Below are 26,363 nucleotides of genomic sequence, written 5' to 3' on the forward strand. Positions count from 1 at the left end.
GCGCTCCTTGTCCGGGATAGGGCATCCCACTCGCCACATCCGCTCCAACCCTCTACCCTGAAGTGATTGGCAGGCTCTGGTCTGCCGCCTCAGGACACTGAGCCCCATGTATAAAGATCTGAAATTCCCGGTCTTGATCGTCCATCGCGACATCAAGGCTGATACCGTTGCCGGCGACCGTGTGCGGGGCATCGCCCGGGAGCTGGAGCAAGAAGGTTTCAGTATCGTCTCGGCGATGGATTACACCGAAGGGCGCCTGGTGGCTTCTACCCATCACGGCCTTTCGTGCATGTTGATCGCGGCGGAAGACGCCAGCGCCCACTCCCATTTGTTACAGAACATGGCCGAGTTGATCGGATTGGCGCGGGTGCGTGCGCCGGATTTGCCGATCTTCGCCCTCGGCGAGCAAGTGACCCTGGAGAACGCGCCCGCCGACGCGATGGCCGAACTCAATCAGTTGCGCGGCATTCTCTATCTGTTCGAAGACACCGTGCCGTTCCTTGCACGGCAAGTGGCGCGGGCCGCACGCAAATACCTGGACGGTTTGCTGCCACCGTTCTTCAAGGCTTTGGTGCAGCACACCGCCGACTCCAACTATTCCTGGCACACTCCCGGTCACGGCGGCGGCGTGGCCTATCACAAGAGTCCGGTGGGGCAGGCGTTCCACCAGTTTTTCGGGGAAAACACCCTGCGCTCGGATTTATCGGTGTCGGTGCCAGAGCTGGGTTCGCTGCTCGATCACACGGGGCCTCTGGCGGAAGCCGAGGCACGGGCGGCGCGCAACTTTGGGGCTGATCACACGTTCTTCGTCATCAACGGCACGTCCACGGCCAACAAGATCGTCTGGCATTCGATGGTCGCCCGCGATGACCTGGTGCTGGTGGACCGCAACTGTCACAAGTCGGTGCTGCATTCGATCATCATGACCGGCGCCATCCCGCTGTACTTGTGCCCGGAGCGTAATGAGTTGGGCATTATCGGCCCGATCCCCCTGAGCGAATTCAGTCCCGAGGCGATTCAGGCCAAGATCGACGCCAGCCCGTTGACCAAGGGTCGGGCGCCCAAGGTCAAGCTGGCGGTTGTCACCAATTCGACGTACGACGGCCTCTGCTACAACGCCGAGCTGATCAAGCAGCAACTGGGCAGCAGTGTCGAGGTGTTGCACTTCGACGAGGCCTGGTACGCCTACGCGGCGTTTCATGAATTTTTCAGCGGGCGCTATGGCATGGGCACTTCTCGTGGTGAAGCCAGCCCGCTGGTGTTCACTACCCATTCCACCCATAAACTGCTGGCAGCGTTCAGCCAGGCATCGATGATCCATGTGCAGGACGGCGGTGCGCGGCAACTGGACCGTGACCGTTTCAACGAAGCGTTCATGATGCACATCTCGACCTCGCCGCAATACGGCATCATTGCTTCGCTGGATGTTGCGTCGGCGATGATGGAGGGGCCGGCCGGGCGTTCGCTGTTGCAGGAAATGTTCGATGAGGCCCTGAGCTTTCGCCGCGCGCTGGCCAATTTGCGTCAACACATCGCAGCGGATGACTGGTGGTTTTCCATCTGGCAGCCGCCTTCGGCCGAAGGCATCAATCGCGTGGTCACCGAAGACTGGTTGCTGCAACCGGATGCTGACTGGCATGGCTTTGGCGGTGTGACGGACGATTACGTTTTGCTCGATCCGATCAAGGTCACCCTGGTGATGCCGGGGTTGACTGCCGGTGGCGCGCTCAGTGAGCGTGGCATTCCTGCGGCGGTGGTCAGCAAATTCCTCTGGGAGCGTGGGCTGGTGGTTGAGAAGACCGGGCTGTATTCGTTCCTGGTGCTGTTCTCCATGGGCATCACCAAGGGCAAGTGGAGCACGCTGCTCACCGAGTTGCTGGAGTTCAAGCGCAGCTATGACGCCAACGTCAGTCTGGCCAGTTGCCTGCCCTGCGTGGCACAAGAGCATGTCTCGCGATATCAGGGCATGGGGCTGCGTGATTTGTGCGATCAGTTGCATGCCTGTTATCGCAGCAATGCCACGGCCAAGCACCTCAAGCGCATGTATACGGTCATGCCGGAAATCGCCATGAAGCCGGCTGACGCCTATGATCATCTGGTGCGAGGCGAAGTTGAAGCGGTCTCGATCGATGCCCTGGACGGGCGTATCGCTGCCGTGATGCTGGTGCCGTATCCACCGGGCATTCCGTTGATCATGCCGGGTGAGCGGTTCACCGACGCGACCCGCTCGATCATTGACTACCTGGCGTTTGCTCGCACGTTCGACAGCAATTTTCCGGGGTTCGTCGCCGATGTGCACGGATTGCAACATGAAGACGAGGGCAATGGGCGGCACTACACCGTCGATTGCATCAAGGAATGAGGACGTTTCCCAGTATGCAACCGGTCATGAATCCGAATCATCCAGGGCTGTCGGTGCGTGTTGCCGACGAAGGTTTTGCCGCCTACATCTGGGGCAGCGACTTCAGTTTTGAAGTCGCCGCTTACGGAGCGCCTGAAATTGCGCAGCCGGTGGCGCAATGGCGGGTCACGCCGATCACGCCCTATCGCAAATGCTACGGCATTGATCCCGAAGAGTTCAGCAGTTTTCGCGACGCACCCGACAGCGCAATTTTCATGGCGTTTCTCGACGACGAGCCGGTGGGTCACCTGGTGATCAGCACCAATTGGAACGGCTTTGCCCATATCGACGAGCTGGCGGTGCACGCTCCGGCGCGACGTCATGGTGTGGCCAAGGCGCTGCTGGACGTGGCGCAGTTCTGGAGTCGCAAGAAGAAATTGCCGGGCATCATGCTCGAAACCCAGAACAACAACCTCGGTGCTTGCCGCTTGTACGAGCGCTGCGGCTATGTGATTGGCGGGATCGACCATCTGCGCTATCGCGGCATCGACCCCAATACCGCTGAGGTAGCGCTCTTCTGGTATCGATTGTTCGATAACCCGCTGGAAAACCCGATCAGTTCGCCAGCATCGCCGCGGCTTGTTCCGTAATGATGGCCAACAAGGTCTGGACGGCGGGTGATGGCTCGCCGTTCTTCAAGGTCAACGCGTAGAGGCTGATCGGCACGGCGGGGGACAGCGGGCACACATCGAGTCCGGCGGATTTGGCGCCGAGGGCGGTGAAGGGGTCGACGATGGCCAAACCTTCACCGGCCTCGACCATGCTGCGCATCATCTGATGGGTCTGGACGCGGGTCTGGATCACCGGCGCCGGCCGCAAACCATTCAGCTTGTTTTCCAGTGCCGGGCTCAGCGGGTCATGGCCTTCGAGGCCGACCATCGCTTGCCCGGCCAGGTCCTGCAGTGAAATGTACTTCTGCTTTGGTTGCAGCCAGCCATGGGGGGCGAGCAGTTGCAGTTTACCTTGAGCAATCACCTGGCAATCAATTTCGGCGCGATCGGGATCGTGCAGGCTCAGGCCCAGATCGCTTTCGCGCAGCAACAGGCTTCTGACGATGTCGCGGGTAGGCTGGCTCAGGAGAGAGCAGGGTGCATCGGGCAGGCGTCGACGCAGGGCCGCAATGCTGTGTGGCAGCAATTGCTGGGCAAGGGGTGGGGTGCAGATGATGCGTAAAGGTGGTGCCAGGTATTGTTTGAGGCTATTGGCCAGGCGTTGCACCGGTTCCAGTGCGTCGTAGACGTGAGCGATTTCGGTCTGCAGCTCTCGCGCCTCGCGGGTAGCCTGCAAGCGCCCGCGCACGCTCGAGAACAGCATGAAGCCCAACTGACCCTCGGCGTCGCGCAAAATGCCTTCGACCTCGGCCACCGGCAACTGCAACCATTCAGCGGCGGTGCCCAGGTGACCGGTCTGCAGGAGCGCCTGGATCACTTCGATATGGCGTAAGCGCATGCGTGAAGTCCATGTTCAGCAGGTGAAGGAGTCAGTCGCTGAATCCTAACCCAAGTCCGCGCATATGACTTCTGCTCATAACGTCGAGTTATGACGCGACGCTGGTGACCGGCTCACGGGTGATGGTGACGCCCGTTTGCACCAGCATGAATTCATTGTCATCGACCTTGTTGACGCGATCGCCAATGGCCAGTTTGTACGTGGTTGCAGGCCCGGAACCGTCTGCAGACGGGGTGGACTCCTGGAACTCGTGTACCGAATAAATGCGGCCTTCCGCGTCTCTTGCATGGAACTGACCGACGAGTACTGCTGCCATCTGCTTAGAACCTCTGGAGATAAAACGCTTGATTTACGGCTTGGTAGACCGCCATCGAGCCTGGTAAGTTTTGCTGCTCAAAAAAAATAATCAGTACGCAGATATACCTGCGTTTACTGGCTGAACCGTCGTTCGATCATCTATAACTACAGGCTTCCCCCACGGACAATCGAGAGTCTTCCATGAGCAATGTCTATAACGTCGCCGTTGTTGTCGGCAGCCTGCGCAAAGCATCGATCAACCGCAAGATTGCGCTTGCCCTGGCCGATCTGGCGCCGGCCAATCTCAAGCTCACTGTCGTCGAAATCGGCGATCTGCCGCTCTACAACGAAGATATCGATGGTGATTCACCGCCGGCAGCCTACAGCACTTTCCGACAACAAGTGAGTTCATCCGACGCGGTGTTGTTCGTCACCCCCGAATACAACCGTTCTGTGCCGGCGCCGATGAAAAACGCCATTGACGTCGGTTCGCGTCCGTATGGCAAGAGCGCCTGGAGTGGCAAGCCAGGCGCGGTGATCAGTGTTTCGCCGGGCGCGATTGGCGGTTTCGGCGCCAACCATCACCTGCGTCAATCCATGGTTTTTCTCAATGTGCCTTTGATGCAGCAGCCCGAGGCTTACCTGGGCGGCGCCGGGTCGGCGTTCGATGAGGCGGGCAAGTTGTCGGAGTCGGTCAAACCGTTCCTGCAAAGCTTTATCAATGCATATGGACAATGGGTCGAGCAGCATAAGAAGGCCTGACTAAATCTGAGAGGCGGGGGCTTTATCGCAAGCCCCTTGGCCGCTGCGAAAATGCCGCTTTACTGCATATTCGAAATTCCATATATTCACGCCTCGTTTGTTCAGAGGCGTGTTCTTCATGTCCGACTCCCGCACTCCCGTCGATGTTTTCAAGGCCCTGGCCGATGACACACGCACTCGCGTGGCGTTGCTGATCGCACGCGAAGGCGAACTGTGCGTGTGCGAACTGACCGCCGCGCTGGACCTAAGCCAACCAAAAATCTCCCGGCATCTGGCGCAACTACGCAGTAATGGGTTGCTGGCGGATCGGCGACAGGGGCAATGGGTTTACTACCGGCTGCACCCGCAGTTGTCACCCTGGGTCACCACGATGTTGCAAGAAGCGCTGGTGGCCAATGTCGAGTGGCTTGCTGTCGACGTGGCCCGTTTGCAGGCGATGGCGGACCGACCGGTTCGTTGCTGCTGATTATTTCTCCATTCTTTGAAGGCCGCCGCGCATGCTTGTAGCGTCACTGATTTTTCTGCTGACCATTACCCTGGTGATCTGGCAGCCCAAGGGGCTCGGTGTTGGTTGGAGCGCGTTACTTGGCGCGGTGCTGGCCTTGATTTTTGGCGTCGTACACCTGAGCGACATTCCACTGGTGTGGCAAATCATCTGGAACGCCACTGGCACGTTTGTCGCGCTGATCATCATCAGCCTGTTGCTGGACGAGGCCGGGTTTTTTGCCTGGGCGGCGCTGCACGTAGCTCGTTGGGGCAAAGGCAGCGGGCGCAAGTTGTTTGCCTACATGGTGCTGCTCGGGGCGCTGGTGTCGGCATTGTTCGCCAATGACGGTGCGGCGCTGATCCTCACGCCCATTGTGATCTCGATGCTGTTGGCACTGCGTTTTTCCCCGGCGGCGACCCTCGCGTTCGTCATGGGCGCCGGTTTCATCGCGGACACGGCCAGCCTGCCGCTGGTGGTGTCGAACCTGGTGAACATCGTTTCCGCTGACTTCTTCAACATCGGCTTCAACCGGTACGCAGCTGTGATGATCCCGGTCAATCTGGTCAGTGTCGCGGCCACGCTGGTGGTATTGATGTGGTTTTTCCGCCGCGATATCCCTGAAAACTATGACCCTGAGCAGCTGGAACATCCTGCGTCGGCCATCCACGACAAGGCGACGTTCTACGCCGGTTGGGCGGTGCTGGCGATCCTGTTGCTCGGCTGTTTCGCGCTCGAGCCGCTAGGCATTCCTATCAGTGCGATTTCGGCAGTGTGCGCGGCCTTGCTGCTGGCGATCGCCGCCCGCGGCCACAAGATTTCCACACGCAAGGTGATAAAAGAAGCGCCGTGGCACATCGTGATTTTCTCGCTGGGCATGTACCTGGTGGTCTACGGCTTGCGCAACGCCGGGCTCACCGGCTACCTGGCAAGCTGGCTCAATGGTTTTGCTGAATACGGGATATGGGGCGCGGCGCTGGGCACGGGGGTGTTGACCGCATTTTTGTCGTCGATCATGAACAATATGCCGACGGTGCTGATCGGTCTGCTGTCCATCGATGCCAGCCAGGCGACCGGTGTGGTCAAGGAAGCGATGATCTACGCCAACGTCATCGGCAGTGACCTGGGGCCGAAAATCACGCCGATCGGCAGTCTGGCGACGTTGCTGTGGTTGCATGTGCTGGAACGCAAAAACATTCAGATCGGTTGGGGATATTACTTCAAGGTCGGAATCGTGTTGACGGTGCCAGTGTTGTTGGCGACGTTGGCGGCGCTGGCTTTGCGGTTGTCTCTTTAAACCGCGTCGGCCTTATCGCAAGCGGGCTCCCACAGGGGAACGCATTTCAAATGTGGGAGCGAGCCTGCTCGCGATAGCGGTAGTCCAGACAACGGTGCTCAACCTTGCCCCGGCACATTCGGCCAAAGATCCGACACCAGAAACAATCGCTCGGCTTCTTCCCAGTCGCCGCTGGTATTTTCTGTCAATCGCACCAGCAATTGCGCCGGTGCCAACGGGTCGAGGTCACTCAGCCACGTGCTCAGTTGCCCGGCGTTCCAGGTGTGATCCGCCGTGTAATGCGCCGGTGCCAGCCAGGCGTGGCGGGGAAGGGGTTGCCAGCGCCCCGGCGGGCTCTGCTCGACAAAGTCAGGCCAATCCTTTTGATGCAACCAGCGACCGCGCAAGTGTTGTGGATGCGCACCGCCTGGCGCCGCCGCTTGCCCCGGCCATGGATAAAGCAAATAACCGCCCAGCCACAGGTGCGCACTGAACTCGCGAATGTCCAGGGACGCCAGCACTTCGCGGCTTTCGGGGCGTGCGGATATCGGCAGTTGATGTTGGCTCAAATGCGCCAGTTTGCGGTCCAGCCGATCATGGCAACCAGGGCCGAGCCATAGCGCAGCGTCGTGTCCATCACCGGATTGCGGGCCGAGATACAGCTTGATCGCCAGCTCCAGGTGATGCACGCCGTCGCGGTCACGCAGCAACATATCCAGTTCGCCCAGTGTGTGGCCTTCGCGGCGGATCGGCAGGTTGGCGGCGATCAGTTCGATGCCGGGCGCATGCTCCACGGCAAATTGCCAGAGACGCTCGTAGTACAAGCCAAGACGACGGGTACGGGCCTGGGCCAGCCAATGCAGCAAGCCATAGCTGTCCTGATCCAGCCGGCGCAGCCATTGTTCCAGGCGCTCCGGAGCCTGTACCCAGTCGCTGCCGGCCAGCGGGTGGCGTTGCGGCCACGGTGTGTCGGCGAGCATCGGCGGCGCGAGGATGACCCACGCCAGGTCGCGCACTTCGGGGTGGCGCAACTGGTGGGGTAACGGGAGCAAGTCTGGAAATAGGATCATCTTGCGAGCATAGCCCGAAACGCGAGCGCACCCTTGAGGCTGAAAGGATTTTGTCTATCAGCGGCTTTCGCCCATAATCGTGTTTTTCGTCGCCGCACAGATTCCCAGCAGGAGCCCCATGGAGCAATTTCGCAATATCGGCATCATCGGTCGCCTGGGCAGTTCCCAGGTGCTGGATACCGTCCGCCGACTGAAACGGTTTCTGCTCGATCGTCACCTGCACGTGATCCTCGAAGACACCATCGCCGAAGTCCTGCCGGGCCACGGCCTGCAGACCTCGTCGCGCAAGATGCTCGGCGAAGTCTGTGACATGGTGATTGTGGTCGGCGGTGACGGCAGCCTGCTCGGCGCCGCCCGTGCGTTGGCCAAACACAACATTCCAGTGCTCGGCATCAACCGTGGCAGCCTGGGCTTCCTGACCGATATCCGCCCTGATGAGCTGGAAATCAAGGTCGCCGAGGTGCTCGACGGCCACTACCTGGTGGAAAACCGCTTCCTGTTGCAGGCTGAAGTCCGTCGCCATGCCGAGGCCATTGGCCAGGGCGATGCGCTGAACGACGTGGTCCTGCACCCCGGTAAATCCACGCGGATGATCGAGTTCGAGCTGTACATCGACGGCCAGTTCGTTTGCAGCCAGAAGGCCGACGGCCTGATCGTCGCCACCCCGACCGGTTCGACCGCCTATGCGTTGTCCGCCGGCGGGCCGATCATGCATCCCAAGCTCGACGCCATTGTAATCGTGCCGATGTACCCCCATACCTTGTCGGGCCGGCCAATTGTGGTCGATGGCAACAGTGAGCTGAAAATCGTCGTGTCCAAGGATATGCAGATTTACCCGCAAGTCTCGTGTGACGGGCAGAACCACTTTACCTGTGCGCCCGGCGACACCATCACCGTCAGCAAGAAAGCCCAGAAGCTGCGGTTGATCCATCCGCTCGACCACAACTACTACGAAGTCTGCCGGACCAAGCTCGGCTGGGGCAGCAAGTTGGGTGGTGGAGGCGACTGATGCTCGATCCCGCGCGTAGCTACGACCTGATCGGTGACGTGCACGGTTGCGCAATGACCCTTGAGCATTTGCTCGACCGGCTCGGTTATCACAAACAAGGTGGCGTCTGGCGCCATGCTTCGCGCATGGCGGTGTTCGTCGGCGACATCATCGACCGTGGCCCGCGGATTCGCGAGGCGCTGCACATTGTCCACGACATGGTCGAAGCCGGTCAGGCGCTGTGCATCATGGGCAACCACGAATTCAACGCGCTGGGCTGGGTGACACCGGCGCTGCCCGGCAGTGGCAAGCAGTTTGTGCGCGAACACACGCCGCGCCACGCTCGCCTGCTGCATGAAACCCTGACTCAATTTGAACAGCATCCAGGCGACTGGCATGACTTCCAGCAGTGGTTCTACGAACTGCCGCTGTTTGTCGATGCCGGGCGTTTCCGGGTGGTGCATGCCTGTTGGGATGCCGGCCTGATCGAACCGCTGCGCGCATTGTTTCCTGACGGCTGCATAGACGAACACTTCCTCCAGGCTTCGGCGGAGCCGGGCTCGTTTGCCTGTACCGTGTTCGACCGTCTGCTGCGCGGCACCGACATGCGCTTGCCTGATGGCCTGACCATGACCAGCGGCGATGGCCTGGTGCGGTCGTTTTTCCGCACCAAGTTCTGGGAGGACGACCCGCAAACCTACGGCGATATCGTCTTCCAGCCTGACGCCTTGCCGGACCCGGTGGCCCGTAAGCCGCTGTCGTCCACCGAGAAAAACATGTTGCTGCGCTACGGCAGCGACGAGCCACTGCTGTTCGTCGGTCATTACTGGCGCAGCGGCAAACCGGCGCCGATCCGCTCCAACCTGGCGTGCCTGGATTACAGCGCCGTGCTCTACGGCAAACTGGTCGCTTATCGCCTGGACCAGGAAACGCGGCTCGACCCGCACAAATTCGTCTGGGTCGATGTCGAGCGGCCTGAGGTTTTGCAATGAAAGAGATGCTGCAATGAGTTCGGTAGCGGTTTTGCGACTGCCCCTGGCGGTGGACCTGAGCGGGTTCGTCAAGTTGCTGCAACGCATGCAGGTGCCACATCGGGTCAGCGAAGAGTCCGGTGAGCAAGTGTTGTGGGTGCCGCAGAACATCAGTGACGACGTCCTTGCGCTTTATGAACGTTTCCCGGCGGGCGATCCCGATCAGCAACTGGATATTCCGCTGGCGCAGACCCGCAATCGACCGGGCTTCGTCGAGCAGGTGCGCTACGCGAAAGCCACGGCGCTGGTGCTGATCCTGAGTTTGATCGTCGGTGCGATGACGATGCTGGGCGACAACCTCAATACGATGCGCTGGCTGACGTTCCTCGATTTCCGCATTGTCGGCGAATACATCCACTTCGTACCGCTGGCTGACAGCCTCGCGTCGGGGCAATGGTGGCGACTGGTTACGCCGATGCTGATCCACTTCGGCATTCTCCACCTGGCCATGAATGGCATGTGGTATTGGGAATTGGGACGGCGCATCGAGTCGCGCCAGGGCAGCATCAATCTGGTCGGCCTGACCTTGCTGTTCAGCCTCGTCTCCAACTACATCCAGTATTTTTTTAGCGGCCCGACCCTGTTTGGCGGGTTGTCCGGGGTGCTTTACGGCTTGCTCGGGCATTGCTGGATCTTCCAGTTACTGGCGCCGAACCCCGCCTATCGTCTGCCCCGGGGCGTGCTGGTGATGATGCTGGTGTGGTTGCTGCTGTGCCTGTCCGGGCTGGTCTCGATGATCGGCTTCGGCGAAATCGCCAACGCGGCCCACGTCAGCGGGTTACTCATCGGATGCTTCACCGGTTTGTTGGGCGGTTTGTATAACCGCCGTAAACTGGCCGCCTAATTCAGAACATGCATTAAAGAGACGGAGACCCAATGTCCTCTTTTAACGAAATGATCAAGAACATCACCCCGGATATCTACCAGAGCCTGAAGCTGGCGGTGGAAATCGGTAAATGGTCCGACGGTGGCAAACTCACCGCCGAGCAACGTGAACTGTCGCTGCAAGCGATGATCGCCTGGGAAGTCCAGAACCTGCCCGAGGAAGAGCGGACTGGCTACATGGGCCCGCAAGAATGCAGCTCCAAGTCGATCCAGGTGCCGAATATCCTGTTCAAGTCGGATGCCATCCATTGATTGAGATTGGCCGCGGTGCAATCAGTAAAATGTCGGCGCGCCTGGACGGGCCGAACGTGCAGTACGCATTTCGTCTGGGCGACGTCGAGGTTCCGGTCAACCCGTTGATCGGCACCACGGTGCGCCTGGAGTACCTGGGGGCGATCCATTGCACCCATTGCGGACGCAAGACCAAAACCAGTTTCAGCCAGGGTTACTGCTACCCGTGCATGACAAAACTGGCCCAGTGCGATGTGTGCATCATGAGCCCGGAACGCTGCCACTTCGACGCCGGCACCTGCCGGGAGCCGGAGTGGGGCCAGACGTTCTGCATGACGGATCATATCGTGTACCTGTCGAATTCCTCGGGGGTGAAAGTCGGGATCACCCGCGCCACCCAGTTGCCGACCCGCTGGATCGACCAGGGTGCCAGTCAGGCATTGCCGATCATGCGCGTCGCGACCCGTCAACAGTCAGGCTTCGTCGAAGACCTGTTCCGCAGCCAGGTCGCCGACAAGACCAACTGGCGTGCCTTGCTCAAGGGCGATGCCGTGTCGGTGGATCTGCCGCAGATCCGTGACCAGTTGTTCGACAGATGCGCCGAGGGCTTGCAAGGTTTGCAGGAACGATTCGGCCTGCAAGCGATCCAGACGATTGCCGACGTCGATCCGCTCGAAATCCGCTTTCCGGTCGAGCAGTATCCGGCGAAGATCGTCAGCTTCAACCTGGACAAGAATCCGATTGCCGAAGGCACGCTGATGGGGATCAAAGGCCAATACCTGATCTTCGACACCGGCGTGATCAACATTCGTAAGTACACGGCCTACCAGCTCGCCGTGCATAGTTAAGGACTCCAGCATGCGCACCGAACAACCGAAGATGATCTACCTCAAGGACTATCAGGCGCCCGAGTACCTGATCGACGAAACGCACCTGACCTTCGAGTTGTTCGAGGACCACAGCCTGGTCCATGCGCAACTGGTGATGCGCCGCAATCCCGAGCGCGGCCCGGATTTGCCGCCGCTGGTGCTGGATGGCCAGCAGCTTGAGCTGTTGTCGGTCACGTTGGCCGATCAGGAACTGACTGCAGCGCAGTATCAGTTGACCGAGAACCACCTGACCCTGCACCCGACCAGCGCTACCTTCACGGTCGATACCAGCGTCAAGATCCACCCGGAAACCAACACGGCGCTGGAAGGCCTGTACAAGTCCGGCACGATGTTCTGCACCCAGTGCGAAGCCGAAGGTTTCCGCAAGATCACCTATTACCTCGACCGTCCGGACGTGATGAGCAAGTTCACCACCACCGTGGTGGCCGAGCAGCACAGCTATCCGGTGCTGTTGTCCAACGGCAACCCGATTGCCAGCGGCCCCGGCGAAGACGGCCGGCACTGGGCGACCTGGGAAGACCCGTTCATGAAACCGGCTTACCTGTTCGCGCTGGTGGCCGGTGATTTGTGGTGCGTTGAAGACACCTTCACCACCATGACCGAGCGCACCGTGGCGCTGCGCATTTATGTCGAGCCAGAAAACATCGACAAATGCCAGCACGCGATGAACAGCCTGAAGAAATCCATGCGCTGGGATGAAGAGGTCTACGGTCGCGAATACGATCTGGACATCTTCATGATCGTCGCCGTGAACGACTTCAACATGGGCGCGATGGAGAACAAGGGCCTCAATATCTTCAACTCCAGCGCCGTACTGGCCCGCGCCGAAACCGCCACCGACGCCGCGCACCAGCGGGTCGAGGCGATCGTCGCCCACGAGTATTTCCACAATTGGTCGGGCAACCGCGTGACCTGCCGCGACTGGTTCCAATTGTCGCTCAAGGAAGGTTTTACCGTTTTCCGCGACTCACATTTCTCCGCCGACATGAACTCGGCGACGGTCAAGCGCATCCAGGATGTGGCCTACCTGCGTACCCACCAGTTCGCCGAAGACGCCGGCCCGATGGCCCACGCCGTGCGCCCGGACAGCTTCATCGAGATTTCCAACTTCTACACCCTGACCGTGTACGAAAAGGGCTCGGAAGTGGTCGGCATGATCCACACCTTGCTCGGCGCTGCAGGCTTCCGTAAGGGCAGCGACCTGTACTTCGAACGCCACGACGGCCAGGCCGTGACCTGTGATGACTTCATCAAGGCCATGGAAGACGCCAACGGTGTCGACCTGACCCAGTTCAAGCGCTGGTACAGCCAGGCCGGCACGCCGCGTTTGGCAGTGAGCGAGTCTTACGACGCCGCGGCTAAAACCTACAGCCTGACCTTCCGCCAGAGCTGCCCGGAAACCCCGGACAAGGTTGAAAAACTGCCGTTCGTGATCCCGGTCGAACTCGGCTTGCTGGACAGCAAGGGCGGTGAAATTGCCCTGCGTCTGGCCGGTGAAGCGTCGGCGCAAGGCACGTCCCGCGTGATCTCGGTGACCGAGGCCGAGCAAACGTTCACCTTCGTCGACATCGCTGAGCAGCCGCTGCCTTCGCTGCTGCGTGGTTTCTCGGCGCCGGTGAAACTGACCTTCCCGTACAACCGCGATCAGCTGATGTTCCTGATGCAGCACGACAGCGACGGCTTCAACCGCTGGGATGCCGGGCAGCAATTGTCGGTGCAGGTGCTGCAGGAACTGATCGCCCAGCAGCAGAAGGGCGAAACGCTGGTGCTGGATCAGCGTCTGGTTTCGGCCTTGCGCTCGGTGCTGTCCGATGAATCGCTGGATCAGGCGATGGTCGCCGAAATGCTCTCGCTGCCGAGCGAAGCGTACTTGACCGAAATCAGCGAAGTGGCCGATGTCGACGCGATTCACAGCGCCCGCGAGTTTGCCCGCAAGCAACTTTCGGACGCGTTGTTCGAAGGTTTGTGGCTGCGTTATCAAGCCAACCGCGACCTGTCCAAGCAAACCCCGTACGTGGCTGAAGCCGAGCATTTCGCCCGTCGTGCATTGCAGAACATTGCGCTGTCGTACCTCATGCTCAGCGGCAAGCCGGAAGTATTGGCGGCGACGCTGGAGCAGTTCGATACGTGCGACAACATGACCGAGCGCCTGACTGCACTCGCGGTGTTGGTCAACTCGCCCTTCGAAGAGCAGAAAGCCAAGGCGCTGGCGAGCTTCGCCGAGCACTTCAAGGACAACCCGCTGGTCATGGATCAGTGGTTCAGCGTCCAGGCCGGCAGTGTCTTGCCGGGTGGGCTGGAGCGGGTCAAGGCGTTGATGCAGCACCCGGCGTTCAACATCAAGAACCCGAACAAGGTGCGGGCGCTGGTCGGTGCGTTTGCCGGGCAGAACCTGATCAACTTCCATGCGGCGGATGGCTCCGGGTATCGCTTCCTGGCGGATCTGGTGATCGAGCTGAACGGCTTCAATCCGCAGATTGCTTCGCGTCAGTTGGCGCCTTTGACTCGCTGGCGCAAGTATGACGATGCTCGTCAGGCTTTGATGAAAGGGGAGCTGGAGCGGATTCGGGGTTCGGGGCAGTTGTCCAGTGATGTGTTTGAGGTGGTCAGCAAGAGTTTGGCTTGATCTTGGCTCTTTTGGACTTGGCGGCCGCTGGGCCGACCAAGGCCTTGGCTGACTGAGTACATATCCGTTGCTTCGGTAACGGCAGCTAAGGGTTTCGCCCTTACGGCGACTCACTTTTTTACAAGCGCCTAAAAAGTAAGCAAAAAACGCTCGCCCCTTGCGTACGGCCCCTCGCTAAGGCTCGGGGTCACTTCGTTCCGGCATTCATCCGGGGGCATCGCCTCCGGTTGGCTTCGCTTCAACCTCCTCTCGATGTGTGCGGCTTCGCCGCACGGCGCTGCGCACCCACCCCCGGATAAACGCCTCCACTCAGCCTGCAGAGGGGGCGGGTAAATCAAAAGGGCCGAGGCGGCCTACCGGCCGGCCTGTTTGTTTTGGTGGTCTGCATTCCAACCTGTATGAGCCAGCTCGCGGGCGATGTCGGCCTGACAGCCGACCAATCTCCCGGGGGTATGTAATCCAGTTGTAGGAGCCGGCTTGCTGGCGATAACGGCCTGACAGCCGACCAATCTCCGGGGATATGTAATCCAGTTGTAGGAGCCGGCTTGCTGGCGATAGCGGCCTGACAGCCGACCAATCTCCGAGGGTATGCAATCCAATTGTACGAGCCGGCTTGCTGGCGATAGCGGCCTGACAGCCGACCAATCTCCTGGGGGTATGTAATCCAGTTGTAGGAGCCGGCTTGCTGGCGATAACGCTATGTCAGGCGCAACGATGTGGTCTGAACGGCCGCTATCGCCAGCAAGCCGGCTCCTACAAAGGGAGATGCGCACCAACCAGATAAACAGGCCGGCCGGCAGGCCGCCTCGCGGTGCTGTGGCGGTTTTCGCCCCCTCGTGAGGCCGAGTGGAGGTTCTGCGCAGTGGGCAACCCGGCATGGATGCCGGGTTAGCCGCCCCCGGCCATGGATGGCCGATGGCGGCGGGCCCACGGAGCAGGACCGGAGCGAGGGCATGCCGAGCCACAGCGAGGCACCGAACGAAAGGGGCAAGAGCGCTTTGGTTACTTTCGCGCTTTTCGAAAGTGACCCGCTGTAAGAGCGGAACCATAGGTAGCCGTTACCGAAGAAACGGATATGTACCCAGCCCCCAGCCCCCAGCCCCCACACCCAGCCCCCAGCCCATCTCAACCCCAATCACCCCACCTAATACCCAACCATTCAGAAAAAACAAACACCCCCCCGGTTAACAAAAGATAACGAGCCGTCGATTGTCAGCCCTTCAAAAACACCGATAGGATAAGCCAGCTTCCGAAGGGGCTCTGGATTGCGGGTTTCAAGACTATGCTCTGAAACAGTCATCCCGGTCAGCACCCTTACGGCGCCCAGAAAGGTTGAATGACCTAACAATAATAATGGGGGAAGGTCTATGAGTGAGCCTGTCATGGGTGTGGGTATCTGCCGCCCGCCGGCGTTACGCAAATTCGCGTTGCTGGCTACAGCGCTCTCGCTGTTGGGCTCTGCCATGCTGTCAGCCCCTGCGCTGGCCGCGGCTGCGCCGGCATCCGACGTTGTTTATTCCATTGAATCGGCCAAGGCCAGCAAAAGCCTGATGCTCGATGTCGTCCACGCCGGCAAGCGCCTGGTGGCGGTCGGGGATCGCGGGCATATTCTCTATTCCGATGACCAGGGCGCGACCTGGACTCAAGCCAAGGTGCCGACCCGGGCACTGCTGACCTCGGTGTTTTTTGTCGATGACAAGCACGGCTGGGCCGTCGGCCATGACGCGCAGATTCTCGCCAGCGAGGACGGTGGCGCGACCTGGACCAAGCAATTCGAAGATCTCAAACGCGAATCGCCGCTGCTCGACGTCTGGTTCCAGGACGTCAACAGCGGCTTTGCCGTGGGCGCTTACGGCGCGTTGCTGGAAACCACCGATGGCGGCAAACACTGGGAAGACGTCAGCGACCGCCTCGACAACGAAGACCAGTTCCACCTCAACGCCATCGCCGCCATCAAGGATGCCGGGCTGTTCATCGTTGGCGAGCAGGGCAGCATGTTCCGCTCCGCCGATTCGGGCCAGACCTGGGAAAAACTCGAAGGTCCATACGAAGGCTCGCTGTTTGGTGTGATCGGCACCGCACAACCTTCTACGCTGTTGGCCTATGGCCTGCGTGGCAATCTGTATCGCTCTACCGATTTCGGCAGTCACTGGGAGCAAATCGAACTCAAGGCCGAACGCGGCGATCTGGAGTTCGGGCTGTCCGGTGGCACGCTGCTCGAGGATGGTTCCATCGTGATCGTTGGCAACGGCGGCTCGGTGATTCGCAGCAAAGACGATGGCGAAACCTTCCAGGTGGTCAACCGCGCGGATCGCATTTCCGTCTCGGCGGTCACGGCGGCGGGCAATGGCAATCTGGTTCTGGCAGGACAGGGTGGCGTTCGCGTCACTTCGCCGAACGGCACCGAGTCGGGCAAATGAGCCGGGTTAATAATAAGAAGGCGCAGCTATGACTTCCTTGAGCACTCATCACCAGGAAAAGGCGACACTCCTAGAGCGCCTGATCTTCAACAACCGCCCGGCAGTGATCGTCATCTGCCTGCTGGTCAGTATTTTCCTGTTCTGGCAGGCGACGCTGATCCGTCCGTCCACCAGTTTCGAAAAAATGATCCCGCTGGAGCACCCCTTCATCCAGAAGATGATGGAGCACCGCAACGATCTGGCGAACCTGGGCAACACCGTGCGGATTTCGGTGGAGGCCACCGATGGCGACATCTTCTCCAAGGAATACATGGAGACCCTGCGCCAGATCAACGACGAAGTGTTCTACATTTCCGGTGTTGACCGTTCCGGCCTCAAGTCGCTGTGGAGTCCGAGCGTACGCTGGACCGAAGTGACGGAGGAGGGCTTTGCCGGGGGGGAGGTGATCCCGCAGAGCTATAACGGCTCCCAGGCCAGTCTCGACCTGCTGCGCAACAACGTGCTCAAGTCCGGGCAGGTTGGCCGCCTGGTGTCCAACGATTTCAAGTCGAGTATCGTCGACATCCCGTTGCTCGAGGCCTATCCGGACCCGCAGGACCAAGGCAAGTTGCTGTCCCTGGACTACCGCAAGTTCTCCCATGAACTTGAAGACAAGATCCGCAACAAGTTCGAAGCGCAGAACCCCAACATCAAGATCCACATCGTCGGTTTCGCCAAGAAGGTCGGTGATCTGATCGATGGCCTGGTGATGGTGGTGATGTTCTTCGGCATCGCCTTCGTCATCACCCTGATCCTGCTCTACTGGTTCACCAACTGCATGCGCAGTACCGTGGCGGTGTTGATTACGACGCTGGTGGCGGTGGTCTGGCAGCTCGGGTTGATGCACTTCTTCGGTTTCGGTCTCGATCCTTATTCAATGCTGGTGCCGTTCCTGATCTTTGCCATCGGTATTTCCCACGGCGTGCAGAAGATCAACGGTATCGCCCTGCAGTCCAGTGAGGCGGACAACGCCCTGACCGCCGCGCGTCGGACGTTCCGTCAACTGTTCCTGCCGGGGATGATTGCAATCCTTGCGGACGCAGTGGGCTTCATCACGCTGCTGATCATTGATATCGGCGTGATTCGTGAGCTGGCCATCGGCGCGTCCATCGGTGTGGCGGTGATCGTGTTCACCAATCTGATCCTGTTGCCGGTGGCGATTTCCTATGTAGGCATCAGCAAGCGCGCGGTAGCCCGCAGCAAAAAGGATGCGACCCGCGAGCATCCGTTCTGGCGCCTGTTGTCGAACTTCGCCAGCCCGAAAGTGGCGCCGGTGTCGATCGCGCTGGCCCTGATCGCATTCGGCGGTGGCCTCTGGTACAGCCAGAACCTGAAAATCGGTGACCTGGACCAGGGGGCGCCGGAACTGCGTCCGGACTCGCGCTACAACAAGGACAACAACTTCATCATCAGCAACTATTCCACCAGCTCTGACGTGTTGGTGGTGATGGTCAAGACCAAGTCCGAAGGCTGCTCGCGCTACGAAGCCATGGCGCCGATCGATGAGTTGATGTGGAAGATGCAGAACACCGAGGGCGTGCAGTCGGCGATTTCCCTGGTGACCGTGTCCAAGCAAATGATCAAGGGCATGAACGAGGGCAACCTGAAGTGGGAAACCCTGTCACGCAACCCTGACGTTCTGAACAACTCCATCGCTCGTGCCGATGGCCTGTACAACAACAGTTGCTCGCTGGCACCGGTGCTGGTGTTCCTCAACGATCACAAGGCTGAAACCCTGGATCGCGCGGTGAACGCCGTGCAGGACTTCGCCAAGGAGCACAACACCGAAAACCTGGAGTTCATCCTGGCAGCCGGTAACGCCGGGATCGAGGCAGCCACCAACGAGGTGATCAAGAAGTCCGAGCTGACGATCCTGATCCTGGTGTACATCTGCGTGGGGGTCATGTGCATGATCACCTTCCGCTCCTGGGCGGCGACCTTGTGCATCGTGTTGCCGCTGGTGCTGACGTCCGTGCTCGGCAACGCCCTGATGGCGTTCATGGGGATCGGGGTGAAAGTGGCGACCTTGCCGGTGGTCGCGCTCGGGGTGGGGATTGGCGTGGACTACGGCATCTACATCTACAGCCGCCTGGAAACCTTCCTGCGTGCCGGCCTGCCGTTGCAAGAAGCCTATTACCAGACCCTGAAGTCTACCGGTAAAGCGGTATTGTTCACCGGTCTGTGCCTGGCCATCGGCGTGTGCACCTGGATCTTCTCGGCCATCAAGTTCCAGGCCGACATGGGCCTGATGCTGACCTTCATGCTGCTGTGGAACATGTTTGGAGCGCTGTGGCTGCTGCCAGCACTGGCGCGGTTCCTGATCAAGCCGGAGAAACTGGCAGGACAGAAGGGCAATTCGTTGTTTGCTCACTGATCCAGCGCCAGAAACACAAAAGCCGCAACCCTGGTTGCGGCTTTTTTACATCTCAAATTCACACCAGACCCCTGTAGGAGCTGGCTTGCCAGCGATGGTTTGTCAGTCGACATCATTGTGTCTGACACACCATTGCTGGCAAGCCAGCCCCTACAGGGGATCACGTTTTATGAGGGATCGGTACCGAGCACCACATTCAACGCACTGCGCGCATCGTCCAGCTGCACCAGCGTCGCGTGCCGCGCGCCGAGGGCATCGCGGTTCTCAATGGCGGTGAGAATCGCCTTGTGCCGTGGCAACGCCAGTTCATGCAGGTTCGGCCGCTGATTGGAATGCTTCAAGGCTTCGGCGATGGCCACCGACAACATGTTGCACAGATTGGCCAACAAGTCGTTGTGGGTGGCGTCGGCGATGCGGCTGTGGAAATCCAGGTCCGGTTGCAGCAAGGCTTCGGGTGTCGGCGCGGCTTCCATCCGTTGGTAGGCTTCGCCGATGGAGGCGATGTCGTCGTCGGTGGCAAATTGCGCGGCGAGGGCGGCGGCGGCCGGTTCGATGATGCTGCGCACGCTGGTCAACAGATTGAAAAACTCATTCTGCGGACTGCTTTGCATCAGCCAGTGCAACACGTCCGGGTCGAGCATGTGCCATTCCCGTCGCGGTTTGACCACCGTGCCCACCCGTGGGCGAGAGTACACCAGGCCCTTGGCAACCAGCACTCGCGTGGCTTCGCGCAGTACCGGCCGACTGACCGCATATTCCTCACACAACAGGGCTTCGGCGGGCAGTTTGTCGTCCGGCAGGAAACGTCCGGAGACGATCTGCATGCCCAATTCCTGGACGATGCGCGAGTGCATGCTTTTGCGGTCGGAGGGTTTGCGGTAATCCATGGGGAGTGGCGCTGTCCTGAGCGATGGAGATGCCGCGCATGATAGCAGGCGCGGCGGGAAGCATCAGTCCTCAACGTCAGTGTGAACTTGTGGCGAGGGTGCTGGCTCCCGCTCGGTTGCGTAGCAGCCGCAAATCGGCCGCCCCGGTCTACCTGATAAACCGCGACTGCCATTATTGGGGCGGCTTCGCAGCCCAGCGGGAGCAAGCTCCCTCGCCACAGATATTGCTGAGACTGGAGTATGCAGGGGTTAGTGAGAGTGACGCGGCACTTCCGCCCCGCGGCAGCCGACCAGGAAGTCGAAGTCGCATCCCTGGTCCGCCTGCAATACATGGTCGATGTACAGCTGGCGATAACCGCCCACCAGCAATTGCTGCGGTGGTTGCAGGTCGGCCATGCGCGCGGCCAGTTCGGCATCCGGAATATCCAGGTGCAGCCGGCCGCTGGCGCAGTCGAGCTCGATCCAGTCGCCTTCTTTGACCGTCGCCAAAGGTCCGCCCGCAGCGGCTTCGGGGGCGACGTGCAACACCACGGTGCCATACGCGGTGCCACTCATGCGCGCATCGGAAATACGCACCATGTCGGTCACGCCTTGAGCCAGCAATTTGGCCGGCAGGCCCATGTTGCCGACTTCGGCCATGCCCGGATAACCCTTCGGCCCGCAGTTTTTCATGACCAGAATCGAGTTGGCATCCACGTCCAGTTCCGGGTCATTGATCCGCGCCTTGTACATGTCGAAGTTCTCGAACACCACGGCGCGGCCGCGATGCTGCATCAATTCAGGCGTGGCGGCAGACGGCTTGAGCACCGCGCCGAGCGGTGCCAGGTTGCCGCGCAACACGCAGATGCCGCCGTCGGCGCGGATCGGGTTGTCCAGGGTGCGGATCACTTGGTCTTCGCCGTAGATCGGCGCGTCCTTGGTGTTCTCGCCGATTGATTTGCCGTTGACGGTCAAGGCATTCGGGTTGGGAATCAGATTCGCCTCGCCGAGACGGCGCAGGACTGCCGGCAAACCGCCGGCGTAGTAGAACTCTTCCATCAGGAAACGCCCGGACGGTTGCAGGTCGACGATGGTCGGCATGCCGCGACCGATGCGGGTCCAGTCGTCCAGATCCAGTTCCACGCCGATGCGCCCGGCGATGGCTTTCAAGTGGATCACCGCATTGGTCGAACCGCCGATCGCGGCGTTGACGCGAATGGCGTTTTCGAAGGCTTCCTTGGTCAGGATCTTCGACAGTTTCAGGTCTTCGCGGACCATCTCCACCGCACGCATGCCGGACATGTGCGCCAACACATAACGGCGCGCATCCACGGCTGGAATCGCCGCGTTGTGGGGCAGGGAGGTGCCGAGGGCTTCAGCCATGCAGGCCATGGTCGAGGCGGTGCCCATGGTGTTGCAGGTACCGGCCGAGCGAGACATGCCGCCCTCGGCCGCGAGGAAGTCGTCGATGGTGATGGTGCCGGCCTTGACCTGTTCGCTGAGCTGCCAGACCACGGTGCCCGAACCGATGTCCTTGCCCTTGTGCTTGCCGTTGAGCATCGGCCCGCCGGTGACGACGATGGCCGGCACGTCGCAACTGGCGGCGCCCATCAGCAAGGCAGGGGTGGTTTTGTCGCAACCGGTCAGCAGCACCACACCGTCAATCGGGTTGCCGCGAATCGCTTCTTCAACGTCCATGCTCGCCAGGTTGCGGGTGAGCATGGCGGTCGGGCGCAGGTTGGATTCGCCGTTGGAGAACACCGGGAATTCCACCGGGAAGCCCCCGGCCTCGATCACGCCGCGTTTGACGTGTTCCGCAATCTGGCGGAAATGCGCGTTGCACGGAGTCAGTTCCGACCAGGTATTGCAGATGCCGATGATCGGCTTGCCGTGGAACTGGTGGTCGGCGATGCCCTGATTCTTCATCCAGCTGCGGTACATGAAGCCGTTTTTGTCGGCGGTGCCAAACCATTGGGCGGAGCGCAGGGTGGGTTTCTTATCAGACATGATCGATTCTCTTATTGTATGACTATATTGTTCGGGCTGAGGCTTAACATAAGCGCAAATTCGCCTATTTGGAAGTGTTGTTGGGTAATTAGTATTACTATATAGTCGTTTTCAGCGGAGGGATTGCCCTGGCGATTTATTGCGAGAGGCGTCTCCCGAGGTTCTATAAAAACAACAATCGGAGACCGATCTCATGAGCCAGGAACTGCGGCTTATTCGTCGCATTACGCTGAAACTGATCCCCTTCCTGATCCTGCTGTACCTGATCGCCTACGTGGATCGCTCCGCCGTGGGCTTCGCCAAATTGCACATGGGCGCCGACATCGGCCTGGGTGATGCGGCCTACGGTCTCGGTGCCGGGCTGTTCTTCATTGGTTACTTCCTGCTGGAAATCCCCAGCAACCTGATGCTCGACCGCTTCGGCGCGCGGCGCTGGTTTGCGCGGATCATGGTCACCTGGGGCGCGATCACGATCGGCATGGCCTTCGTCCAGGGGCCAAACAGCTTCTACGTCATGCGCTTTTTGCTCGGTGCCGCCGAAGCCGGGTTCTTCCCCGGCGTCCTGTACTACATCACCCAATGGTTCCCGGTTCGCCATCGCGGCAAAATCCTCGGGCTATTCATCCTGTCCCAACCCATTGCCATGATGATCACCGGCCCGGTGTCCGGCGGCTTGCTGGGCATGGACGGTGTACTCGGGCTGCACGGCTGGCAGTGGCTGTTCATCGTCATCGGCGCCCCGGCGATTCTGCTGACCTGGCCCGTATTGCGCTGGCTGCCTGACGGCCCGCAGCAAGTGAAGTGGATGGACCAGGCGGAAAAAGACTGGCTCACCGGCGAACTGCAAAAGGACCTCCAGGCGTACGGCCAGACCCGTCACGGCAATCCTTTGCACGCCCTCAAGGACAAGCGCGTATTGCTGCTGGCGTTGTTCTACCTGCCGGTGACCCTGAGCATTTATGGCCTCGGTTTGTGGTTGCCGACGCTGATCAAACAGTTCGGTGGCAGCGACCTGGTGACCGGGTTCGTGTCCTCGGTGCCGTACATTTTCGGGATCATTGGTCTGCTGATCATCCCGCGCAGTTCCGACCGTTTGAATGATCGCTACGGCCATCTGGCTGTGCTGTATGTACTGGGCGCTATCGGCCTGTTCCTGAGTGCCTGGCTGACGGTGCCGGTGCTGCAACTGGCGGCGCTGTGCCTGGTGGCGTTCGCGCTGTTTTCCTGCACGGCGGTGTTCTGGACCCTGCCGGGCCGGTTCTTTGCCGGTGCCAGCGCGGCGGCGGGGATTGCGCTGATCAACTCGGTGGGCAACCTCGGCGGCTACATCGGTCCGTTCGTGATCGGTGCGCTGAAGGAATACACCGGGAACCTGGCTTCCGGCCTGTACTTCCTGTCCTGCGTGATGGTGTTTGGTCTGGTGCTGACCGGCGTGGTTTACCGCTTGCTTGAGCGCAAGCACGTGTTGCCGGCGGATGAATTTGCGGCCAGTGCACGCGGGGCGACCCGTACCTGACACACAAGCAGGCAATTACCCCTGAGCCTGTGGGAGCTGGCTTGCCAGCGATGACGGTGGCACATCCACCATCAATGTATCGAGTAGAGCGCTATCGCGGGCAAGCCCGCTCCCACAGGGAACAGCGATGCTTCAACAAACAGGAGAAAATCCATGCGTTTGGTTCAATTCGAATTGAGTAACGGCGAGCGCCGCGTTGGCGTGGTCGAGGATGGCCTGGTGCGCGAAGTGCAAGGCGCCCGCACCGTTCGCGACCTGGCCCTGGCGGCGATCGAGGCGGGCGTCGGTCTTGAGCAGCAAGTCCAGGCTCTGGGCCTGGGCATCAGCCACGATTACGCGCAACTGCTGGCACAACTGCGCATTCTGCCGCCGCTGGATCACCCGGACCCGGCACACATGCTGGTCAGCGGCACTGGCCTGACTCACCTCGGCAGCGCCTCGGCCCGGGACAAGATGCACCAGCAGGCCGGTGACGAATCGGCGATGACCGACACCATGCGCATCTTCAAGTGGGGCGTGGAGGGCGGCAAACCTGCAGCAGGTCAGGCGGGTGTACAGCCGGAGTGGTTCTACAAGGGCGACGGCAGTATCGTCGTGCGTCCCGGCCAGCCGTTCCCGTTGCCGCCGTTTGCTGAGGACGCGGGTGAAGAGCCGGAACTCAGCGGCCTGTATGTCATCGGCCATGACGGCAAACCGTATCGTGTCGGTTTTGCCGTGGGCAATGAGTTTTCCGATCACGTCATGGAACGCAAGAATTACCTGTATCTGGCGCACTCGAAACTGCGCAGTTGCAGCTACGGCCCGGAGTTGCGGGTCGGCGAATTGCCCCAGCATCTGGCCGGTACCAGCCGCATCGTGCGCGACGGCGAAGTGCTGTGGCAGAACGAGTTCCTCAGCGGCGAGGCCAACATGTGCCACAGCCTGGCGAACCTTGAGTTCCATCATTTCAAATACAGCCAGTTCTTGCGCCCGGGGGATGTGCACATTCACTTCTTCGGCACTGCAACGCTGTCGTTTGCCGATGGCGTGCGCACGCAACCGGGGGATGTGTTCGAGATCAGCCAGGCCGAATTCGGCGCGCCGTTGATCAATGGCATCGCACCGGTTGCAGCAGCGTTTGAACCCGGCACCGTCGGCACACTTTGAGGAAAAATGCATGTCCCTGATTCTTGGTCATAACTACATCGGCGGTCAGCGCAGCGCGTTGGGTAGCGTCAAGCTACAGAGCGTCGACGCTGAAACCGGCGATGCATTGCCCCATGATTTCATCCAGGCCACGCCAGAAGAAGTCGACGCCGCCGCCCGGGCCGCCGCTGCGGCGTTTGCGGCTTACCGTAGCCTGAGCGCTGAACGTCGCGCGCAGTTTCTGGATGCGATAGCCGTTGAACTGGATGCGCTGGGTGATGATTTCGTGTCGTTGGTTTGCCGCGAAACCGCGCTGCCCGCCGCACGGATCATCGGCGAAAGGGGTCGCACCAGCGGCCAGATGCGTCTGTTCGCCAGCGTGCTGCGTCGAGGTGATTTCTACGGCGCGCGTATCGACAAGGCATTGCCGGACCGCCAACCGCTGCCGCGTCCGGACCTGCGCCAATACCGCATCGGCCTGGGCCCGGTGGCAGTGTTCGGTGCCAGCAACTTTCCCCTGGCGTTCTCGACAGCCGGCGGCGACACCGCATCGGCCTTGGCCGCCGGATGCCCGGTGGTGTTCAAGGCCCACAGTGGTCACATGGCAACCGCCGAACTGGTGGCTGATGCGATCATCCGTGCCGCCGAAAAAACCGAGATGCCGGCCGGTGTGTTCAACATGATCTATGGCGGCGGTGTCGGCGAAGCGCTGGTCAAGCATCCGGCGATTCAGGCGGTGGGCTTCACCGGGTCGCTCAAGGGCGGTCGGGCCTTGTGTGACATGGCTGCCGCACGTGCGCAACCGATTCCGGTGTTCGCGGAAATGTCGAGCATCAACCCGGTGATCATCCTGCCCGAGGCGTTGCAGGTACGCGCTGAAACCATTGCTCGCGGACTGTCGGCTTCGGTGGTTCAAGGCTGCGGTCAATTCTGCACCAGTCCGGGCCTGGTGATCGGCATTCGTTCCGCGCAGTTCAGCGCATTTCTCAAGCTGCTGACTGACGTGATGGCGGATCAACCGGCGCAAACCATGCTCAATGCCGGGACGCTGAGCAGCTACGGCAAAGGCCTGCAAAAGCTCCTTGATCATCCGGGCATCGAACATCTGGCGGGTAGCGCGCAACAAGGACGCCAGGCGCAGCCACAGTTGTTCAAGGCTGATGTGAGCCTGTTGAGCAACGGCGACGAAGTGCTGCAGGAGGAAGTGTTCGGGCCGACCACCGTGGTCGTCGAAGTGGTGGATCAAGCGCAATTGAGCGCCGCGTTGAACGGTCTGCACGGTCAGCTCACGGCAACCATCATTGGCGAACAGGCGGATTTCCAGCAGTTCAGCGAACTGACGGCGTTGCTGGAACAGAAAGTCGGCCGAATCCTGCTCAATGGCTATCCGACCGGTGTGGAAGTCTGTGATTCGATGGTCCATGGCGGGCCGTATCCGGCGACCTCGGATGCCCGTGGCACATCGGTGGGCACCTTGGCGATCGACCGTTTCCTGCGCCCGGTCTGCTTCCAGAACTACCCGGACAACCTGCTGCCGGAAGCGCTGAAGAACGCCAACCCGCTGCGTATTCAGCGGCTGGTTGACGGCAAGCCATCGCGCGACGCCCTCTGACTCATCCCCCCGCA

Annotated in this window: 21 protein-coding genes; 16 read left to right on the top strand and 5 right to left on the bottom strand. The window is 60.4% G+C overall.

Annotation, left to right across the window (positions count from 1 at the left end; translation table 11 throughout):
- Window positions 1–106: 106 nt before the first annotated feature.
- Both KHO07_RS12305 and KHO07_RS12310 read left to right on the top strand, forming a co-directional pair.
- Window positions 107–2,362 carry an arginine/lysine/ornithine decarboxylase gene (locus KHO07_RS12305; RefSeq protein ID WP_212627335.1) on the top strand — a complete coding sequence of 752 codons (2,256 nt, stop codon included), beginning with the start codon at window positions 107–109 and terminating at the stop codon, window positions 2,360–2,362.
- 14 nt (window positions 2,363–2,376) lie between these two features.
- A complete protein-coding gene (locus tag KHO07_RS12310) occupies window positions 2,377–2,991 on the top strand; it encodes a GNAT family N-acetyltransferase (RefSeq protein ID WP_150734362.1) in 615 nt (204 codons plus the stop codon).
- Here the strand turns inward: KHO07_RS12310 and KHO07_RS12315 are convergent.
- Both KHO07_RS12315 and KHO07_RS12320 read right to left on the bottom strand, forming a co-directional pair.
- Complete coding sequence (locus KHO07_RS12315; protein ID WP_212627336.1) at window positions 2,957–3,850, bottom strand: LysR substrate-binding domain-containing protein; 894 nt, start codon at window positions 3,848–3,850, stop codon at window positions 2,957–2,959. The genes KHO07_RS12310 and KHO07_RS12315 overlap by 35 nt on opposite strands.
- An 88-nt stretch (window positions 3,851–3,938) precedes the next feature.
- A complete protein-coding gene (locus KHO07_RS12320) occupies window positions 3,939–4,166 on the bottom strand; it encodes a hypothetical protein (protein WP_075945171.1) in 228 nt (75 codons plus the stop codon).
- Between the two features lie 182 nt (window positions 4,167–4,348).
- On the opposite strand from KHO07_RS12320, the gene KHO07_RS12325 reads away from it, so the two are divergent.
- The 3 genes from KHO07_RS12325 (at window position 4,349) to KHO07_RS12335 (ending at window position 6,690) form a co-directional block, all read left to right on the top strand.
- Window positions 4,349–4,909, top strand: coding sequence for an NADPH-dependent FMN reductase (locus tag KHO07_RS12325; RefSeq protein ID WP_150734359.1), 561 nt, complete (start codon window positions 4,349–4,351; stop codon window positions 4,907–4,909).
- Between the two features lie 118 nt (window positions 4,910–5,027).
- The gene (locus KHO07_RS12330; protein WP_150734358.1) at window positions 5,028–5,375 is read left to right on the top strand and encodes a metalloregulator ArsR/SmtB family transcription factor; all 348 of its coding nucleotides are present in this window, start codon (window positions 5,028–5,030) and stop codon (window positions 5,373–5,375) included.
- A 31-nt stretch (window positions 5,376–5,406) separates the two neighbouring features.
- Entirely contained in the window at window positions 5,407–6,690 is a 1,284-nt protein-coding gene (locus KHO07_RS12335) for an arsenic transporter (RefSeq protein ID WP_212627337.1), read from the top strand.
- 98 nt (window positions 6,691–6,788) lie between these two features.
- Here the strand turns inward: KHO07_RS12335 and KHO07_RS12340 are convergent, their stop codons facing one another.
- Window positions 6,789–7,739 carry a DUF1853 family protein gene (locus tag KHO07_RS12340; RefSeq protein WP_212627338.1) on the bottom strand — a complete coding sequence of 317 codons (951 nt, stop codon included), beginning with the start codon at window positions 7,737–7,739 and terminating at the stop codon, window positions 6,789–6,791.
- A 118-nt stretch (window positions 7,740–7,857) separates the two neighbouring features.
- Between KHO07_RS12340 and KHO07_RS12345 the strand changes: the two genes are divergently transcribed.
- The 8 genes from KHO07_RS12345 to KHO07_RS12380 all read left to right on the top strand — a co-directional run bounded on the left by KHO07_RS12345 (window position 7,858) and on the right by KHO07_RS12380 (window position 19,223).
- Window positions 7,858–8,748, top strand: a complete 891-nt coding sequence (locus KHO07_RS12345; protein ID WP_011333623.1) for an NAD(+) kinase — start codon at window positions 7,858–7,860, stop codon at window positions 8,746–8,748.
- Window positions 8,748–9,719 (top strand): metallophosphoesterase, encoded by a 972-nt coding sequence (locus KHO07_RS12350; protein ID WP_150734355.1) that lies wholly within the window; start codon window positions 8,748–8,750, stop codon window positions 9,717–9,719. Before KHO07_RS12345 ends, KHO07_RS12350 begins: the two co-directional genes overlap by 1 nt.
- 13 nt (window positions 9,720–9,732) lie before the next feature.
- Window positions 9,733–10,602: a rhomboid family intramembrane serine protease gene (locus tag KHO07_RS12355; protein WP_212627339.1), complete on the top strand. Its 870-nt coding sequence runs from the start codon at window positions 9,733–9,735 to the stop codon at window positions 10,600–10,602.
- A 32-nt stretch (window positions 10,603–10,634) separates the two neighbouring features.
- The gene (locus KHO07_RS12360) at window positions 10,635–10,895 is read left to right on the top strand and encodes a DUF1315 family protein (protein ID WP_150702118.1); all 261 of its coding nucleotides are present in this window, start codon (window positions 10,635–10,637) and stop codon (window positions 10,893–10,895) included.
- Complete coding sequence (locus tag KHO07_RS12365; protein ID WP_212627340.1) at window positions 10,892–11,722, top strand: DUF2797 domain-containing protein; 831 nt, start codon at window positions 10,892–10,894, stop codon at window positions 11,720–11,722. The genes KHO07_RS12360 and KHO07_RS12365 overlap by 4 nt, the downstream gene beginning before the upstream one ends.
- Window positions 11,723–11,732: 10 nt before the next feature.
- On the top strand, window positions 11,733–14,390 hold the full coding sequence (gene pepN, locus KHO07_RS12370; protein WP_212627341.1) for an aminopeptidase N: 2,658 nt from the start codon (window positions 11,733–11,735) through the stop codon (window positions 14,388–14,390).
- Window positions 14,391–15,757: 1,367 nt separating this feature from the next.
- Entirely contained in the window at window positions 15,758–16,810 is a 1,053-nt protein-coding gene (locus tag KHO07_RS12375; RefSeq protein WP_150734351.1) for a YCF48-related protein, read from the top strand.
- A gap of 28 nt (window positions 16,811–16,838) precedes the next feature.
- The gene (locus KHO07_RS12380; RefSeq protein ID WP_150734350.1) at window positions 16,839–19,223 is read left to right on the top strand and encodes an RND family transporter; all 2,385 of its coding nucleotides are present in this window, start codon (window positions 16,839–16,841) and stop codon (window positions 19,221–19,223) included.
- 167 nt (window positions 19,224–19,390) lie between these two features.
- Here the strand turns inward: KHO07_RS12380 and KHO07_RS12385 are convergent, their stop codons facing one another.
- Window positions 19,391–20,110 (bottom strand): FadR/GntR family transcriptional regulator, encoded by a 720-nt coding sequence (locus KHO07_RS12385; RefSeq protein ID WP_150734349.1) that lies wholly within the window; start codon window positions 20,108–20,110, stop codon window positions 19,391–19,393.
- A gap of 249 nt (window positions 20,111–20,359) precedes the next feature.
- Entirely contained in the window at window positions 20,360–22,096 is a 1,737-nt protein-coding gene (locus KHO07_RS12390; RefSeq protein WP_150734348.1) for an IlvD/Edd family dehydratase, read from the bottom strand.
- A gap of 193 nt (window positions 22,097–22,289) precedes the next feature.
- Between KHO07_RS12390 and KHO07_RS12395 the strand changes: the two genes are divergently transcribed.
- From KHO07_RS12395 to KHO07_RS12405, 3 genes are all read left to right on the top strand, one after another.
- Window positions 22,290–23,612, top strand: a complete 1,323-nt coding sequence (locus KHO07_RS12395) for an MFS transporter (RefSeq protein ID WP_150734347.1) — start codon at window positions 22,290–22,292, stop codon at window positions 23,610–23,612.
- A 153-nt stretch (window positions 23,613–23,765) separates the two neighbouring features.
- The gene (gene araD1 / locus KHO07_RS12400) at window positions 23,766–24,758 is read left to right on the top strand and encodes an AraD1 family protein (protein ID WP_212627342.1); all 993 of its coding nucleotides are present in this window, start codon (window positions 23,766–23,768) and stop codon (window positions 24,756–24,758) included.
- A 10-nt stretch (window positions 24,759–24,768) separates the two neighbouring features.
- On the top strand, window positions 24,769–26,349 hold the full coding sequence (locus KHO07_RS12405; protein WP_212627343.1) for an aldehyde dehydrogenase (NADP(+)): 1,581 nt from the start codon (window positions 24,769–24,771) through the stop codon (window positions 26,347–26,349).
- Window positions 26,350–26,363 lie beyond the last annotated feature (14 nt).

It is taken from the genome of Pseudomonas sp. PP3 (assembly GCF_905336995.1).
In the GTDB taxonomy this organism is placed as follows: Bacteria; Pseudomonadota; Gammaproteobacteria; order Pseudomonadales; family Pseudomonadaceae; genus Aquipseudomonas; species Aquipseudomonas reinekei.